Here is a 17057-nt window from a genome sequence, read left to right on the forward strand (position 1 = left end):
CGGCTCGTCAGGCGGCGTACAGCGCTTCGCCGTAGACGGCGGAGAGGTCCAGTGCGACACTGCCGCCATGGGCATCGATGACATCTGGCCGAGCCTCGCACCCGAGACGCGAGACTGGCTGATCGCGAACAACGGCGACGCCGTGCCGGCCGACATCGCGGCCGAGATCGACGAGGCGCTGGAGACATCCGGTGCGGATGACGTGTGGGCCTCGGGCGACGCGATCAGCGAGCGCGCCGACGCCGTCTCGGATCTCGACGACGAGCTCGCCGACGAGGACGAGGACGAGGACGACGAGGAGTTCGGCGCGCGCTATCTCGCGGACGAAGCGGTCGACTGGATCGAGGAGTTCGCCAACGAGGACGAGCAGCCCTAGCGGCCCTGGCGCTTCTTGTAGGGCTTCGGCTGGCCCTTCACGATGGGGGCGCGGCCCTTGCCCTTCGAAGCCTTGGCCTTGCCGCCTGCCTTGACGGCCGGCTTGGCGGGCTCGGCGTCCTTCGGATCCGCCGCGGCGATCTGCCGTCTCGCCTCTTCGAGCAGGAGAGAACCGGCAGGCGTGAGCTTCCACCCCGACCCCTCGCGGACGACGACCGGATGGCCGGTCTCCGCCTCGAGCTTCTCGATCGTCGAGTACAGGGACGCGAGAGGGATGCCGAGGGCCTCCGCCGCACGCGGAACGTGCAGGTCGTTGTCGGCGAGGACGACGAACCGCCGCAGCTGAGCGATCTTCACGAGGCCCCTTCTCGGCATCCCGCTTGACGGCGGATCTCGGGCGGACGGACGCCTCCGAGTCTATTGACCCGAAGCCGCCGGTGACCGCTACGGCATCCTGGCGAACTCCGCGAGCCGCGCGCGGCCCGGCCCGATGAGCTCCTTGAACCGCGCTCGCACAGCGAGCAGCGCCGGATCGTCCGCGCGCTCGGGCGGGTTCCGGGCGGGATTGAGCGTCGTCGTGTCGGCCCACTCGCGCAGGTCCGTCTCGCGCGACATCGCGAGCGACGCGTCTCCGCCGATCACCTGCATCGTCGCCCAGTCGGCGGGCGTGTTCGAGTAAGGCGAGGGTCGGCAGATGCGGTTCTTCTCGCCGTCGTCATCGCGCGCCGCTTCGACGTAGCCGGCGAGGGCCGCTCCGAAGCACGGGAAGCCGACCCGCACCGTCTGCGGGGTGATCGCCTCCGGCGTCCAGATCGGGCGAAGTCCGGGGTACTTCAGCCCTTCGGCCGCACAGTGCACGACGAGCGACTCGGCGGGAACGCGGACGTCGCCGTCGGCGAACGACAGCCTGCCCGGCCCGACGGAGCGCAGATGCCCGCGACGGACCACATCCTCGATCGTGCGGACGAGGTCGAGCTCCCACGTTGCGAGCGTCGGCGTCTTGGCCATGGTGGGCGTGACGGTGGGATCGATGCGCAGCATGATGCCGGCATCCTCCATCCGGACGAAGGCGTCGTCGGGATCGGACGCGGCCGCTGCGGCCGCCATGGTGTCGGCGGCCATCCCGAGGAAGATCACGGGATCGGGCTGCACGACGGCACGGTTGAGCAGCCATGGATCGCGCGGGCGGACCCACGTGATGGCATCCGGTGGGACGCCGTTCTGGAGCAGCCACACGCACGTGTCGGTCGCCGTCTTGCCGGCGCCGACGATGACGTAGCGCTCGGGCGCGTGCTCGATCCGCACGAGGTCGTTGACAGCGACGACCCGGGCGCCGTCCTCGACCGCGAACGGCGGGGGAGTGAGCGAAGGGATGTCGGGCGAGAGGTACCGCGCATCCACGATCCGCGCGCGCGGCGCGTGGAACCGCGTGCCGCTCAGCAGCGAGACGAACCGGCCGTCGCCCGAGTACTCGCTGCGCCCGTGGAAGACGACACGACCGGATGCTGTCAGCCGGCCGAGCACGCGGGCGTAGTACTCGGTGACCTCGGCCGCGCTGGCGCGCTCGGCCAGGCCCTTCTCCGGGCCCTCGGTCTGCAGGCGACCGGCGCCGAGCATCGTCGAGGGCACGCCGTAGAAGGCGGAGGCCTGGTGCAGCCGGACGAATCCGTAGGCGTCGAGCCAGTGCCCGCCCGCGCCGTGGCGGCGGTCGACGATCGCGACCGAGACGTCCGGGTCCGTCGACGTGAGGGCGTCGGTGAACGCCATCCCCATCGCCCCGGCACCGACGACGAGGTAGTCGACGTCGAGCGTCGCCTGCATGTGAGTATCAGAGCAGGGGTGCGCGTGGCCGTCAATGCCCGACGAGCCGTGCACCCGGTCGGGTGGGGTGGTCCGGATGGCCCGCCGGCTCTATGCCCGGCGGTAGGTGGCGCTGACCGGGCAATCGAACGGGTCCCGCGCGGCCAGTCCCACACGGTTCAGGTACGCGATGACGATGCCGTACGAGCGCCAGAGCGTCGTCTCGGTGTACGGCACGTCGAGCTTCTCGCACTGCTCCATGACGATCTCGCGCGCCTGCGCGAGGTGCGGCCGGGGCATGCTCGGGAACAGGTGGTGCTCGACCTGGTAGTTGAGCCCGCCCATGAGCCACGTCGCCCACCAGCCGCCGCTGACGTTGCGCGACGTCCGCACCTGCTTGCTGAAGAAGTCGAGCTTCGCGCCCTGCGCGATGACCGGCATACCCTTGTGATTCGGCGCGAACGACGCGCCCATGTAGACACCGAGGACGGCCAGCTGCACTCCGAGGAACGCGAACGCCATGCCGATCGGGAGGAAGAGGAAGACCGGAGTCAGGAAGAGGGCGAATCGGGCCGCGACGAGGCCGAGTTCGGTCCAGCGGCGATCCACCGGGGCTCGCCCCGTGAGGTGGCGCAGCGCATGGAAGTGGAGGTTGAGGCCCTCGAAGGCGAGGAGGGGGAAGAACAGCCATCCCTGGCGCCGCGTGATGAGGCGGCGGAGACCGCGCGCGGCGGCGGCATCGGCATCGAGGAACGAGATCGTGTCGATCTCGATGTCGGGGTCCCTGCCGACGCGGTTCGGATTCGCGTGGTGACGCGTGTGCTTGCTGTTCCACCACGAGTAGCTCATCCCGACGACCCCACCGGCGAGGAGGCGCGCGAGGCGGTCGTTCGCCGGCCCCGAGGCGAGGATCTGGCGGTGGGCGGCCTCGTGCGAGAGGAACGCGACCTGCGTGAAGAGGATGCCGAGCGCTCCGGCCATGAGCAGCTGGAACCAGCTGTCGCCGAGCAGGACGAAGCCCGTGACGACCCCGCCGAACCCGAGGGCGATCGCGGCGCCGACGATGCCGTAGAACCACGGCGTGCGGTGCAGCAGACCGCTCTCGCGGACGACCTGCGAGACCTCGGTGTAGGCCCGGGCCATCGGTGGGAAATCAGTCGTGCTCGCGTAGGTCTGGCGAACAGGGCCGAGTCGGGACTCGAGGACGGAAGAAGAGATGATTCACCTGGTTTCGATGGGGACCGGTGTGGCCGTGAAAGCCAAAGGCGGTTGCCCATCGCTGGTTACAGGCTACGTCCGCTCGCATGGGGCGGACGGCATACGTGCGTTCTCCCAGCGAGTCGACAGGGCGCTGCCAGGGGACGGCCCCGCGGTGACAGCATCCGGAGACGCCACGGCGCCCGCCCCGACAAGCGGGACGGGCGCCGTGGAATGCCCAGGTCAGAGGGGGCGGATGTTCGCAGCCTGCATGCCCTTGGGTCCGCGCTCAGCGTCGAATTCGACTTTCTGATCCTCGCGGAGCTCCTTGAAGCCGTTGCCGGCGATCGCGCTGTAGTGCGCGAAGAGATCGGCCGAGCCGTCATCGGGTGCGATGAACCCGTAGCCCTTCTCGGCGTTGAACCATTTCACGGTGCCAGTGGCCATCGTGTCTTTCCTTCTACTTTCGGGCCGCCTGCGGCGGCCTGGGGTGCCGCGCCGGCGAATGCGGTGCGGACGATCGAGTGGACGCCGTCGCGTGCGCGGCAGCGCGGGGGCGAGGGCGGATAGTGAGCGGTGATCAGACGCCGCTGCGTGGAATCCATGAGCGTCTGAGGTCTGCTTGCGTCGTTCAGGCAGAGGGACGAGACGCAGGAACTACCGGTTGGGAGCACATCAGGCTAGCACGGTGCTATGAGATCCCGGGCCGGCACCGCCGCTGCGAGGCCGTCTAGGACGCGATCGCGTTGGTGATGCGGTGGATCGCCTCGGTGATCGTCTCGGGCGCGCACGCGAGGTTCATGCGCGCGTAGCCCGCGCCCTCCGCGCCGAACGCGAGACCGCTCATGAGCGCGACCTTGGCGTTCTTCAGGATCCATCCGGCGGGGTCGTCGCCGAGACCCAGCGCCGAGAGGTCGAGCCACGCGAGATACGTCGCCTGCGGTCGCCGGAGGCGCGCACCCGGCAGGTGGTCGGCGAGCTGCTGGTCCAGCATCCGGAAGTTGTCCTCGATGCTCGCGACCGTGCTGTCGAGCCAATCGCGACCGGCCGCGAAGCCCTCGCGCGTCGCGATGAGTCCGAAGAGGCCGGTGCGGAACGTGACCTCGTCGGGCAGCAAGCGCAGGAGGTCGGTCATGCGGTCGGATCCGGCGACGAACAGCGCAGTCTTGAGCCCCGCGAGGTTGAAGGCCTTGCTGCCCGACTCGGCGGCGATGCCGTGGGCGCGCGCCTCTTCGGACACCGTCAGGTAGGGCGTGAAGTCCGTTCCGCGGTGCACGAGCGGGGCGTGGATCTCGTCGGACACCACCGACGCGCCGTGCCGCTCGACGATGCGCGAGAGTTCGGCGAGGGACTCGCGGCTGTGCACCGTGCCGGTCGGGTTGTGCGGGTTGCACAGCAGCACGGAGCGCGCGCCCGCGGCGAGCGCCCGGTCGATGCCCGCGAGGTCGAGCGTGTACGACTCGCCGTCGTCCGTGAGCGGCACCTCCACGACGACGCCGCCGGCCTCGGGAATGAGGTCGAAAAACGGTGGATAGACCGGCGGAGTGACGATGACGCCGTCGCCCGGCGCGATGAGGCGGCGCAGCGACTCGACGATGACGACGCTCACGTCGGTCGTGTACCGGATGCTGTCACTCGACGGCGCCCAGCCCCACCGGTCGTGGGCGAACGCCGCGAAGGCGTCCGCCGCACCGTTGTCGTGCGGGTTGACGTATCCGGTGTCGCTGCTCGCGACGGCCTGGGCGAGCGCGGTCTGGATCGACGGGGCGAGGGGGAAGTCCATCTCGGCGACGAACATGGGCAGCACGTCTTCGGGATACGCGGTCCACTTCTCACTCGTGCGGCGGCGGAGGACGTGGAGCGGCTCGACGTGGGTCACACTTCGATCATGGGGCACGAGCTTCGCCCTCGACGTTCAAGGGGGCTGAGGATGTCGGCGGCGATCGATATCGTGACCGAATGGCAACCACGACATCGGCAGACGGCACTCGGATCGCCTATCACGAGGTCGGTGAGGGCCCCGCGGTCGTCATCGTCAACGGCGCCATGTCGGTCGCGGCCGACGGCGCGGGCCTCGCATCGGCTTTGGCGGAGTCCGGCTTCCGCGCCGTCACGTGGGACCGCCGCGCGCGGGGCGACAGCGGCGACGCACGGGGGTCGATCCCCGAACGCGAGGCGGAGGACCTCGGCGCCGTCATCGAGGCGACCGGCGGGGATGCTGCCGTGCTCGGTCACTCCTCGGGCGCCGTGCTGGCGCTCTTCGCCGCCTCGCTCGGGGTCCCCGTCAGTGCGCTGTTCCTGTCCGAGCCGCCGCTGCGCTTCGGCGTCGGCGAGCCCGCGGAGGACCTCCCTGAGCGGCTTCAAGCTCTCGTGGACGAGGGGCGCTCGGACGAGGCGATCGTGACCTTCCAGCTCGAGGGCATCGAATTGCCCCGAGAGATGGTGGACGGCATCCGGGCGAGCGAGCTGTTCGCGACGCTCGTGCCGCTCGCGCAGTCCACGGTGTACGACGCGACGCTTGTGCGGAACGTCTCGACGCCGACGGCGGGGATGCTGTCGGTCGAGCAGCCCGTGACGGTGCTGCGCGGCGAGCAGACCTTCCCGCTCCTGATCCGGGCGGCCGACCGGCTCGCGGCGGAGATCCCGCACGCGGAGCTCGTCGTCGTGCCCGAGTCGGTCATGCACCGGCCCGATCCGGACGCCACGGCTCGCGTGGTCGCGGAGCGGCTCGCCTGAACGACGCTTCGCGCGGCGATCGCCTCGGCGGGGCACCGCTCGCCCAGCGGGGGGCGGCTGCGCGGCACTGTCCTGCACGCTCGACAAGTGCGCGCCGTGGCGTTAGCCTGATCTCGGTTAATGGTTGATAACCGAGAACGACCGACGCGCGAAGTGGCGCGAGAGGAGCGGCGGATGCCCACGGCGACGAAGCCGAGCTATCGGGATCTCGTGCAGGAGCTGCGGGAGCGGCGTGCCCGCGCCGCGCTCGGCGGCCCCGAGAAGGCGAGGGCCCGCCACACCGAGCGAGGCAAGCTGCTCGCGCGCGACCGCGTGGACCTTCTCCTCGATCGCGGCAGCCCGTTCCTCGAGGTCGCGCCGCTCGCGGGCGAGGGGCTGTACGAGGGCGACTGCCCGGCGGGCGGTGTCGTCGCGGGGATCGGCCTCGTGCACGGTCGGCACGTCATGGTCGTCGCCAACGACGCGACGGTCAAGGGCGGCACCTATTACCCGATCACCGTCAAGAAGCACCTCCGGGCGCAGGAGATCGCGGCCGAGAACCGGCTCCCGTGCGTCTACCTCGTGGACTCCGGCGGCGCGTTCCTGCCGATGCAGGACGAAGTGTTCCCCGATCGCGATCACTTCGGGCGCATCTTCTACAACCAGGCCAGGTTGTCGCGCGACGGCATCCCGCAGATCGCCGCGGTGCTCGGCTCGTCGACGGCGGGCGGCGCGTACGTCCCGGCGATGAGCGACGAGACGGTCATCGTGCGCAACCAGGGCACGATCTTCCTCGGCGGGCCGCCGCTCGTGAAGGCCGCGACGGGTGAAGTGGTCTCGGCGGAGGACCTCGGCGGTGGCGTCGTGCACACGCGGGTGTCAGGCGTCACCGACCACCTCGCGGAGAACGACGAGCACGCGCTGCAGATCGTGCGCGACATCGTCGCGACGCTGCCGGCTTCGCCGCCGCTGCCGTACGACCTCGAGCCGGCCGCCGAGCCGGTCCGGTCGGCCGAGGAACTCGTGGACGTCGTCCCGGTGGAGCTCACGACGCCCTACGACGCGCGCGAGATCATCGACCGGGTCATCGACGCGGGCTCGTTCCACGAGTTCAAGCGCGAGTGGGGCGACACCCTCGTGACGGGCTTCGCGCGGCTGCACGGGCACCGGGTCGGCATCCTGGCGAACAACGGCGTCCTCTTCGCCGAGTCCGCTCTCAAGGGTGCGCACTTCATCGAGCTGTGCGATCAGCGGAGGATCCCGCTGGTGTTCCTGCAGAACATCACGGGGTTCATGGTGGGTCGCGAGTACGAGTCCGGCGGGATCGCGAAGCACGGCGCGAAGATGGTCAACGCCGTCGCGACAGCATCCGTCCCGAAGCTCACTGTCGTCGTGGGCGGGTCGTTCGGCGCCGGCACGTACTCGATGTGCGGGCGGGCGTACTCGCCGCGCTTCCTGTGGCTGTGGCCCGGCGCACGCGTGTCCGTCATGGGAGGCCCGCAGGCGGCATCCGTCCTCTCGACCGTCCGCCGCGACCAGATCGAGGCCGCCGGCGGATCGTGGAGCCCCGACGAGCAGGCGGAGTTCGAGGCGCCGATCCGCGCGCAGTACGACGAGCAGGGCAGCCCCTACTACTCGACAGGGCGGCTGTGGGATGACGGGATCATCGAGCCCGCCCAGACGCGGGACGTGCTCGGACTCGCGCTCGACGTCTGCATGCGAGCGCCCTTCGACGCGCCGGGCTACGGCGTCTTCAGGTTCTAGGCGGCGAGGTGTCCATTGAAGATTCAGATGTCGCCGCCCCGCAGCTCGGCGTCGATCGACGTGGTGGTGAGCTGACCGTGGCGATGTTCGAGAAGGTCCTGATCGCCAACCGCGGCGAGATCGCGTGCCGTGTCATCGAGACGCTGCGTCGGCTCGGCATCCGCTCCGTCGCGGTGTACTCGGACGCGGATTCATCGGCCCGCCACGTGCACCTCGCCGACGAGGCCGTGCGGCTCGGTCCCGCGGCCGCGGCGCGCAGCTACCTCGACATCGAGGCGGTGATCGCGGCCGCACGTCGGACGGGGGCGCAGGCCATTCACCCCGGGTACGGCTTCCTCGCCGAGAACGCGGCATTCGCGCGCGCGTGCGCCGACGCGGGCGTCGTCTTCATCGGTCCGCCGGCCGAGGCGATCGCGACGATGGGCGACAAGATCACCGCGAAGCTCGCGGTGCAGCAGCGTGGGGTGCCGACCGTGCCCGGCATCGCGCGCCCCGCGCTCACGGACGAGGACCTGCTGACAGCATCCGCCGATGTCGGCTATCCGCTGCTCATCAAGCCGTCGGCGGGCGGCGGGGGCAAGGGCATGCACGTCGTCGAGTCAGCCGACGCGCTCCCGGCGGCGATCGCGGCGGCTCGGCGCGAAGCGGCCGCGAGCTTCGGCGACGACACGCTCTTCCTGGAGCGCTATGTGCAGCGGCCACGGCACATCGAAGTGCAGGTGCTCGCCGACGCGCACGGGAACGTCGTGCATCTCGGTGAGCGCGAGTGCTCGCTGCAGCGGCGCCACCAGAAGGTCATCGAAGAGGCGCCGTCGCCGCTGCTGGATGCCGAGGCGCGCGAGCGCATCGGCGCCGCAGCGTGCGAGACTGCCCGGAGCGTCGACTACCGGGGTGCCGGGACCGTCGAGTTCATCGTGTCGGCCGACCGGCCCGACGAGTTCTTCTTCATGGAGATGAACACGCGCCTCCAGGTGGAGCACCCCGTCACGGAGCAGGTCACAGGGATCGACCTCGTCGAGCAGCAGCTGCGGATCGCCGCGGGGGAGCCGCTGTCTCTCGCTCCGGACGACCTCCGGCTGGACGGACACAGCATCGAGGCGCGCGTCTACGCTGAGGACCCCCGCGAGGGATTCCTGCCGACCGGCGGACGAGTGGCGCACGTGCGGCACCCCTCGGGCGACGGCATACGCGTCGACACGGCCCTGGAGGACGGCCTGGATGTCTCGAGCGACTACGACCCCATGCTCGCAAAGGTCATCGCCTGGGGCCCCGATCGCGACGAGGCGCGCCGGCGCCTCGTGCGCGCGCTCGACGACACGGCCGTCTTCGGGGTGACGACGAACATCGAGTTCCTGCGGCTCCTGCTGGAACTCCCGGCCGTCGCGCGCGGCGACCTCGACACGGGCCTCATCGCTCGTGAGCTCGACAGGCTGTCGTTCGCGGATCCGGATGCTGTCACCTGGGCCCAGGCCGCGCTCCTGCTCGACGGCGAGACGGCGTCGCGCGAGCCGGGGCCGTGGGGGCGTCGGGACGGGTGGAGGCTCGGTCCCTCCGCGCCCCGCGTGTACCCCCTGCGCGACGAGCGCGGCGGGCGCGCCGTCGTGCGCGTGTGGGGTTCTCGGGACACCCTCGAGGTGGCCGTCGACGACGGGGAGCGGCATCCTGTCGTCGTTCGGGTAGGTGATCTCGCGCATGTGTCGATCGCGGGCGTGGCACGGACGTTCCCGGCGCTGGTGACGGCTGATTCGGTCGAGTTGGCGCACGCGGGTGCGAGCTTCCGCATCGGGATCGCGGATGCCGAGCACGGCGCCGGCGAGGCCGCCGACGAGACGCCGCACCTGGAATCGCCCATGCCCGGGACCGTCGTGCTCGTGCCGGTCGCCGACGGGGCGCGCGTGGCGGCCGGCGACCCGGTCTTCGTCGTCGAGGCGATGAAGATGGAGCACGTCGTGCGCTCGGCCATCGCCGGGGTCGTCACTCTGCACGCGAAGGTGGGCGATCAGGTCCCGCGCGGTGCGACGCTCGCGACGGTCACGCCCGACGTGTCCGGCGACGGCGTGGGCTGATCCCCTCACGTCGCCCACGTGGCGGACCGCTTCGCCGACGATGACGACGTCGGCGGCCGGTGGAAGGATGGGCGCATGCCGGAGTCTCCCGAAGTCCAGATCCTGGCCGAGTTCCTCGGTGAACGGCTCGCCGGGCGGCAGGTCCAGGACGTCGATCTCATCGAGTTCCGCAGCCTCAAGACGCGGGCCCGGCCGCTCTCCAGCCTCGTCGGCTCGGAGGTGGTAAGTGCACGCCGCATCGGAAAGCACGTCGATCTGGCGCTGTCGGGGGGCGAGCTCGTCGTGTCGCTCGGTCGGCACGGCTGGATGCGGTGGAGCGACGATGCGCCGGGCGACCCAGACCCCGAGGCACCGCCGGCTCTCGCGGCGTTCACGTTCGACGACGGGGGCGTGCTCGAGGCGACGGATGCCGGGGACTGGGTGAGCCTGGGGCTGTCGGTCGTCGACGCCGCCGATGAGGTCGCCGCGGTCGCCAAGCTCGGCCCTGATCCGGCCGACGACGCCTTCACGCGAGACGACTTCGATCGGGCCGTCGTGGGCAGGCGCAAGCAGATCAAGGCGATCCTCCAGGAGCAGGAGTCGCTCTCCGGCATCGGCAACGCGTATTCCGACGAGATTCTCCACGCGGCGAAGGTCTCGCCCGTGGCGCACGCCGCCGCTCTCGACGGCGGCTCGCTCGATCGCGTCTACGAGCGGACGATCGGCGTCGTGCGCGACGCGATCACGGCACGCCGCGGCATCCCGATCGACCAGCTCAAGTCGGCGAAGACCGCGGCGATGCGCGTGCACGGCCGGGCGGGCGAGGCGTGCCCCGTGTGTGGCGACACGATCCGCGGGTTCACCTTCGCGAGCACGACGGCCGAGTACTGCCCGACCTGCCAGACCGCGGGCGTTCTGCTCTAGCCCGTCAGCGCGTCCAGCCGAAGGTGTTGAACCACTCGGCTCGGCGTGCCGCTTCCTCCGCCGATCCGGCGCCGCGGAAGGCGTCGTGCTCGACGAGCGCACCGTCGCGGACTGGCTCGAAGCCCAGGCAGACCGGGCAGAGCGCGCGCCCGTCCGGGAATCCATCGGCGAGCGCTTCGGCGGGCACCGCGGTCGTGCCGGACCCCTCGCAGCGCGGCGGATCGGCCTCGCGATCCGACCACATCTGCCCCGTCCCCATGCGGTTGTGAAGGCCGGGGTGCCCCGCTGGACGGGTGCAGACGGCGCCCGCTCGGCGGCTGCGGCACCACCGAGCCGTGGGGAAGTCGCTCACGGCCCGAGTGTACGGGTGCCCGGCGGCGGGTCTCGCGCGCCGAGATGCCGGAACTTCTGGCATCTCGATGCGCGGAAGCCGGAAGTTCCGGCATCTCGGGGGAGCGGGGCTCTCGGCGCCCGCCCATCCGCGCGCGGCTACGATCGGAGGATGGCGACCCAGAACCTGCCCACCCCGACGCTTCAGCCGCTGACGGACGACAAGAACCTGCTCACGGTGCTCGACGAGAGCGCGTCGTGCTGCGGGGGTGGGTCCTGCAGCATCTGACGTCAGTCGTTCTCCACGGGTGATAGGAGCGCCGCGGTCAGCTGCGGACTGAGCCCCGGCACGTCCTCCACCGGCACCGCGAGCGCCTGCAGTGCGCGGCTGAAGTAGTTCCGCACGGCGGCGGCCAGCGTGATGTCGACGATCTGCCGGTCGCTGAAGCCGACGTCGCGCAGCGCCTGGGTGTCGGCATCCGTCATGTCTCCGGCATCCGTCGACAGCTTCTCGGCGAAGCGCATGACCGCGACGTCCGCATCGCTCAGTCCCGCATCGGTGTAGTCGCGCGCAGCCCGCTCCAGCTGCTCTTCGTCCATGGCACCCACGCGCAGCGTCTTGCGCCCGTGCGCGAGCAGGCAGTGCGGAGACGGGATGCTGCGCGCCGCGCCGAGCGTCGCCAGCTCGTACGTGCGCACACCGATCGACGGCACGATCGCCCTGATGAGCGATTCGAACGCCTGGTGCGCCTCCGGATTGATCGCCATCGCCTGCGTGTGGCTGAAGACGAAGCCGTCCGAGCGCAGATCGCCCTCGTACATCTCGGCGACGTGGCCTTCGGCGCCCTCGATGGGCGGCGGTGCGACGATCATGGGCGGCTCCTCCCCGGCGCGCTCCACAGCGCGGAGCGTTGCTCCGCCCAGCATGCCACCGGTCGATTCGGTCGGGCAGGGCCGTTCGCGCGAACGCGGGCGGCCGACTGCCCGCCGAAGCCGTCAGTGCCCGACCGGTGCTCCGTGGGGCTGGTCGGCGGGCTTGCGGATGAAGAACGCGCCGACCAGGAGCGGGAGCGACACGAGCGCACCGATGAGGAACGCCGCCTGAGTGCCGGCCGCACCGGCCTCGGCCGCCGACGCGCCCGCCTCGGCAGCCGAGCCCTCGACCGCGGACAGGACGGCGATCATGAGCGCGATGCCTGCTGCACCTGCGACCTGCTGGACGGTTCCGACGACGGCCGAGCCGTACGAGTAGAACTTGGGCGTCAGCGAGCCGAGCGAGGCCGTGAAGAGGGGCGTGAACGACATCGCGAGTCCGAGCGAGAGGATCGTCTGCGAGATCGCGACGGTCCAGATCGACGTGTTCTCGTCGAACGTCGTGAAGAACCAGAGGGCGGCACTCGCGATGAAGCTGCCCGGAACGAGCAGCACACGTGTGCCCCAGCGGTCGTAGATGCGCCCGATGAGGGGACCGGTGAGTCCCATGACGAGTGCGCCCGGCAGAGCCACGAGGCCCGTCTGGAGCGCCGTCACGCCGAGGACGCCCTGGAGGTACAGCGGCACGACCGTCAGTACGCCGAAGAAGGCGACCGAGAGCAGGCCCATCTGCCCGATGGCGAGCGAGAAGTTCCCCGATTTGAACACCCGCAGGTCCAGCAGCGCGTCGTCGATCTTCTGAAGACGGAGCTGGCGCCACACGAAGAGGCCGAGGGCGATGACGCCGATCGTGAGGGACGCGATGAGCGAGACCGTCGAGACCGTCTCGGCCGCAGCATCCGCCGCCGTCGAGCCGTGGGAAGCACTGCCGCCGATCTGGCTGAGGCCGAAGACGAGGCCGCCGAAGCCGAGTGCCGACAGGATGACGGACAGCACGTCGATCGGGGCGCGGGTCGTCTCACCGAGGTTGTGGATCCAGCGGGCGCCGACCGCGAGCGCGACGAGCGCGATCGGCAGGACGATGCCGAAGATCCAGCGCCAGCTGAGCGTGTCGAGGAGGAACCCGGACAGGGTCGGACCGATCGCGGGCGCGAGTGAGATGACGACGCTGACGCGGCCCATCATCCGGCCGCGGGCGTGCGGCGGGACGAGCGTCATGAGCGTCGTCATGAGCAGCGGCATCATGATCGCGGTGCCCGAGGCCTGGACGACGCGCGCGACGACGAGGAGCGAGAAGCCGGGGGAGAGGAGCGCGATGAGGGTGCCCAGCGAGAACAGGCTCATCGCCGTGATGTAGACCTGGCGCGTCGTGAAGCGGCGGAGGAGAAACCCGGTGATCGGGATCACGACGGCCATCGTCAGCATGAACGCGGTCGTGAGCCACTGCGCCTGCAGAGCGGTGATCCCGAGGTCGTCGATGAGGTGCGGGATCGCGACGCCCATCGTCGTCTCGTTGAGGATCGCGACGAAGGCCGCGCCGAGGAGCAGCCAGATGACGCGGCTCTCTTCGGGGCGCAATCCAGTGCCGGACGTCGGGCGGACGTCCGTTGAGCCTGTCGATGTCGTGATATCAGCAGCCATGGGTCGTCTCCTCGGATCGGTCGGGGCAGGCGACCACCGAAGTGGCGCACGGGAGACGATAACCGCGGCGTCCGACATCGCATTCCCGATCCGCTGTCGAATCGGCGGCCGTTCGTCGAGGACGACGGGCCCCTGGCGGATCAGACCCCGGTCTTCTCCTCGTCGTCCGGTTCGTCGCCACCGGCGGAGCCGGGTGCATCGGTCGGCTCCGGCTCGGGCTCGTTCTCCTCGACGGCGCCGGGCGTCGGCTCGATGAGCTCCTCGGTGGGCGTCTCCTTGAGATCGTCGATGTCCTTGCGGAGGGCGTCGAGATCGGGGCCGTCGGGTTGCTCTGGCAGGGAGGTCATGGCGCCAGACTAACCCTCGTGTCCGCGGCGCTGATTAGGCTTGCCGAATGGCGATGGGTCATGGTGGCGGGGGCGGCGGAGGCGGTGCGTCCGGCGGTCCGCCGGCCTTCCGCGGCGTCGACATCGCGGCCCAGAAGCGCCTCAACGCGCAGGCTCCTCGTGTGCCGGATCTCGGTCGCCGGGTCGTCGCGCTGTTCCGGCCCTACCTCGGTCGCCTGGCCCTGACGGGCTTCCTCGTCGTCGCGGGGGCCGCGATCGCCGTCGTGCCGCCCCTGCTCGTCCAGCGCATCTTCGACGACGCGCTGTTCCCCGTCGACGGCGGAGCCCCCGACATCCCGCTCCTCGTCCGGCTCGTGACGGCCATGATCGCGCTGTTCCTGCTGTCGGCCGGGGTCGGCGTCGTCCAGACGTACCTCACCGCGACGGTCGGCAACAGCGTCACGGGCGACCTGCGCGTGCGGCTCTTCGAGCACCTGCAGTCGATGGAGCTCGCCTTCTTCACGCGGACGAAGACCGGCGTCATCCAGTCCCGCCTGCAGAACGACGTCGGCGGCGTCTCGGGTGTCCTCACGAACACCGTCACGAGCATCCTCGGCAACCTCGTGACCGTCATCGCGTCGCTCGTCGCGATGATCCTCATCGACTGGCGGCTCACGATCATCGCCGTCGTCCTCATGCCGTTCCTCGTGTTCGTGCAGCGCCGCGTCGGGCAGGTGCGGGCGCGCATCGCGGGCGAGACGCAGGAGTCGCTCTCGGAGCTCTCGGCCATCACGCAGGAGACGCTGAGCGTCTCGGGCATCCTGCTGTCGAAGTCGTTCAACCGGCAGCGCACCGAGTCGGCGCGGTATCAGGACGAGAACCGCAATCAGGTTCGCCTGCAGGTGCGGCGCGCGATGAGCGGACAGGGTTTCTTCGCCGTCGTGCAGGTGCTCATGGCGTCGGTGCCCGCGGTCATCTACCTCGTCGCCGGCTACCTCGTGACCGGGAGCGCCGACACGCTGACGGCCGGCACGATCGTCGCGTTCACGACCGTCCAGGCGCGCCTGCTCATGCCGCTCATGGGGCTCATGCGCGTCGCGCTCGATCTTCAGACGTCGGCCGCCCTCTTCGCGCGCATCTTCGAGTACCTCGACCTCGAGCCCGCGATCCGCGACCGGCCGGGTGCCATCCCCGTGGCAGACGCCCCCGGGCCCATCGGACGCATCGAGTTCCGCGACGTCGTCTTCCGGTATCCGGATGCTGCTCCCGCCGCCCGCCCGACCCTCGACCGCGTCTCGTTCACAGTCGAGCCCGGCCGCCATGTGGCCTTCGTCGGACCCTCCGGCGCCGGCAAGACGACCGTGCTGTACCTGACGCCTCGCATGTACGAGGCATCCGCGGGAGAGGTCCTGTTCGCGGGGGCCGACGTCCGCGACCTCACGCAGGAGTCGATCATCGACAACGTTGGGATCGTCTCGCAGGAGACGTATCTCTTCCACGCGACGATCCGCGAGAACCTGCGCTACGCCAAGCCGGAGGCGTCGGATGCCGAGATCGAGGCCGCCTGTCGCGCCGCGAACATCCACCACATCATCGCGGGGTTCGAGCGGGGCTACGACACTGTCGTGGGCGAGCGCGGGTACCGCCTCTCCGGCGGTGAGAAGCAGCGCATCGCGATCGCCCGAGTCCTGCTGAAGGACCCGCCCGTCCTGCTCCTCGACGAGGCGACGTCGGCGCTCGACACCGTCTCGGAACGCGTCGTCCAGGAAGCGCTGGATGCCGCAGCCCGCGGCCGCACGACGCTCACGATCGCCCACCGCCTCTCGACGGTGATCGGCGCCGACGTCATCCACGTCGTCGAGGCGGGGCGCATCGTCGAGTCCGGGACGCACTCCGAGCTCATCGCCCGCGACGGGCTCTACGCCGAGCTCGCGGAGCAGCAGCTCGCGGCGTCGCGGGTCCTGCAGGTCGAGGAGGCGGTCGAGGCCGGCCAGCGCCCCGCCGACCACCCCGACCGGCGCGCCGACCGCGCGCCCGACGTCGCCGTCGAGCCGAGCCTCGACCTCGACGTCGACGGCGTGCGCCGCTGAGGCTCGGACGGATATCGGCCGCGCCGGTGGGAGAGCTCCCGCCTGCGTCGCGGTCGGAGCACTCCCGGGCCGACCCGTCCGCCGAGATGCCAGAACTTCTGGCATCTGGACATCGAGAAGCCAGAACTTCTGGTGCCTCACCGAGGGGGAGTCGGTCAGCGGCGGCCGACCAGTGCAGCTGCCAGGTCGGCGACAAGTCTCCGGGGGTCATCGAGGTCGGCCTGGGTGACGGGGAGGTAGGTCCAGCCGAGCGCCTCGATCCGCCGCCGTCGCGCGATGTCCCGACGCCATTGTTCCTTGTCGCGGTGGTGGTCGCCTTCGTATTCGATCGCGATGCGAAGGTCAGGCAGGGCGAGGTCGACACGCGCGACGAAGGCACCCCGCCCATCGCGCAGCTCGACGTTCGAGGCGAACGGCCCGAACCCGGCGCTCCGGAGAAGGAGCCGCAGCTCGGACTCCTTCGCCGACTCCGCCCCGTCGTCCAAGAGCCCGAGGGCGGCCGTGGCCGTGCGAAAGCCTCGTCGACCCTGGGCCCGATCGACAGCGCGTTGCAGAGCCTCCCTGGCCAGGAGCGGATGCTGTCGCCACAGCATCCGGTCTCCCACTGCGACGAGCGCCGAGACGTCGAGGACCTCCGCGAGGTCGACGAACGTTCGGGCGAGAGTCGTCGTCCGCAGTCCGCCGATCACCACGATGTCCGCATCCTCGAGCGGGCGACGATGTGCTTGTACTCCCTTGCGTCGGGGCGGGCGGATATCGAGCGGCACGGTCACGTGGATGACGGGGTCGGACTCTTTCGGCAAGGGCAACGGCAGCGGCGGCTCATGCAGGCCGGCCGCGGTGGTGTGGCTGAAGACGGCGGACGGGGCGAGCGTCAGCGTGTGGCTGCGACAGCGACTGCGCAGATCGCGTGCGCCGGCAGGCAGTCGGACGCCCCTCGTCGGAGTCCATAGGTCGGGCGCGGCGAGGCGCTCTTG

General features: G+C 70.5%; 16 protein-coding genes. 6 read left to right on the top strand and 10 right to left on the bottom strand.

The features are described 5' to 3' along the window. The first annotated feature begins 67 nt into the window (after window positions 1-67). Window positions 68-376, top strand: a complete 309-nt coding sequence (locus ABZ477_RS00475; RefSeq protein WP_360126204.1) for a hypothetical protein — start codon at window positions 68-70, stop codon at window positions 374-376. Here the strand turns inward: ABZ477_RS00475 and ABZ477_RS00480 are convergent. The 5 genes from ABZ477_RS00480 to ABZ477_RS00500 all read right to left on the bottom strand — a co-directional run bounded on the left by ABZ477_RS00480 (window position 373) and on the right by ABZ477_RS00500 (window position 5251). Beyond that, window positions 373-732, bottom strand: a complete 360-nt coding sequence (locus ABZ477_RS00480; protein ID WP_360126207.1) for a LysR family transcriptional regulator — start codon at window positions 730-732, stop codon at window positions 373-375. The genes ABZ477_RS00475 and ABZ477_RS00480 overlap by 4 nt on opposite strands. Window positions 733-819: 87 nt before the next feature. Further along, window positions 820-2196 (bottom strand): NAD(P)-binding protein, encoded by a 1377-nt coding sequence (locus ABZ477_RS00485; protein WP_360126210.1) that lies wholly within the window; start codon window positions 2194-2196, stop codon window positions 820-822. A 90-nt stretch (window positions 2197-2286) separates the two neighbouring features. Continuing rightward, window positions 2287-3396 carry an acyl-CoA desaturase gene (locus tag ABZ477_RS00490; RefSeq protein ID WP_360127876.1) on the bottom strand — a complete coding sequence of 370 codons (1110 nt, stop codon included), beginning with the start codon at window positions 3394-3396 and terminating at the stop codon, window positions 2287-2289. 219 nt (window positions 3397-3615) lie between these two features. Continuing rightward, on the bottom strand, window positions 3616-3819 hold the full coding sequence (locus ABZ477_RS00495; RefSeq protein WP_360126213.1) for a cold-shock protein: 204 nt from the start codon (window positions 3817-3819) through the stop codon (window positions 3616-3618). A gap of 283 nt (window positions 3820-4102) precedes the next feature. Then, on the bottom strand, window positions 4103-5251 hold the full coding sequence (locus ABZ477_RS00500; RefSeq protein ID WP_360126216.1) for an aminotransferase class I/II-fold pyridoxal phosphate-dependent enzyme: 1149 nt from the start codon (window positions 5249-5251) through the stop codon (window positions 4103-4105). An 80-nt stretch (window positions 5252-5331) separates the two neighbouring features. On the opposite strand from ABZ477_RS00500, the gene ABZ477_RS00505 reads away from it, so the two are divergent. The 4 genes from ABZ477_RS00505 (at window position 5332) to ABZ477_RS00520 (ending at window position 10820) form a co-directional block, all read left to right on the top strand. After that, window positions 5332-6108 carry an alpha/beta hydrolase gene (locus ABZ477_RS00505; RefSeq protein ID WP_360126219.1) on the top strand — a complete coding sequence of 259 codons (777 nt, stop codon included), beginning with the start codon at window positions 5332-5334 and terminating at the stop codon, window positions 6106-6108. 174 nt (window positions 6109-6282) lie between these two features. Further along, entirely contained in the window at window positions 6283-7851 is a 1569-nt protein-coding gene (locus ABZ477_RS00510) for a carboxyl transferase domain-containing protein (protein ID WP_360126222.1), read from the top strand. An 83-nt stretch (window positions 7852-7934) separates the two neighbouring features. Further along, window positions 7935-9917, top strand: a complete 1983-nt coding sequence (locus ABZ477_RS00515; RefSeq protein ID WP_360127879.1) for an acetyl-CoA carboxylase biotin carboxylase subunit — start codon at window positions 7935-7937, stop codon at window positions 9915-9917. A 75-nt stretch (window positions 9918-9992) separates the two neighbouring features. Next, window positions 9993-10820, top strand: a complete 828-nt coding sequence (locus ABZ477_RS00520; protein WP_360126225.1) for a DNA-formamidopyrimidine glycosylase family protein — start codon at window positions 9993-9995, stop codon at window positions 10818-10820. A 4-nt stretch (window positions 10821-10824) separates the two neighbouring features. Here the strand turns inward: ABZ477_RS00520 and ABZ477_RS00525 are convergent, their stop codons facing one another. The 4 genes from ABZ477_RS00525 to ABZ477_RS00540 form a co-directional block, all read right to left on the bottom strand. Continuing rightward, window positions 10825-11172, bottom strand: a complete 348-nt coding sequence (locus ABZ477_RS00525) for a hypothetical protein (protein WP_360126228.1) — start codon at window positions 11170-11172, stop codon at window positions 10825-10827. A gap of 269 nt (window positions 11173-11441) precedes the next feature. Then, window positions 11442-12023 carry a carboxymuconolactone decarboxylase family protein gene (locus tag ABZ477_RS00530; protein WP_360126231.1) on the bottom strand — a complete coding sequence of 194 codons (582 nt, stop codon included), beginning with the start codon at window positions 12021-12023 and terminating at the stop codon, window positions 11442-11444. Between the two features lie 123 nt (window positions 12024-12146). Beyond that, window positions 12147-13664, bottom strand: coding sequence for a DHA2 family efflux MFS transporter permease subunit (locus ABZ477_RS00535; RefSeq protein ID WP_360126234.1), 1518 nt, complete (start codon window positions 13662-13664; stop codon window positions 12147-12149). Window positions 13665-13804: 140 nt separating this feature from the next. Next, window positions 13805-14011, bottom strand: a complete 207-nt coding sequence (locus ABZ477_RS00540; RefSeq protein WP_360126237.1) for a hypothetical protein — start codon at window positions 14009-14011, stop codon at window positions 13805-13807. Window positions 14012-14064: 53 nt separating this feature from the next. Here ABZ477_RS00540 and ABZ477_RS00545 point away from each other — a divergent pair, with 53 nt between their 5' ends. Continuing rightward, window positions 14065-16080 (top strand): ABC transporter ATP-binding protein, encoded by a 2016-nt coding sequence (locus tag ABZ477_RS00545; protein WP_360127882.1) that lies wholly within the window; start codon window positions 14065-14067, stop codon window positions 16078-16080. A gap of 155 nt (window positions 16081-16235) precedes the next feature. On the opposite strand, the gene ABZ477_RS00550 is transcribed toward ABZ477_RS00545, so the two are convergent. Then, entirely contained in the window at window positions 16236-16772 is a 537-nt protein-coding gene (locus ABZ477_RS00550; protein ID WP_360126240.1) for a hypothetical protein, read from the bottom strand. Window positions 16773-17057 lie beyond the last annotated feature (285 nt).

The sequence above is a fragment of the Microbacterium sp. NPDC019599 genome, assembly GCF_040632175.1.
Taxonomy (GTDB): domain Bacteria; phylum Actinomycetota; class Actinomycetes; order Actinomycetales; family Microbacteriaceae; genus Microbacterium.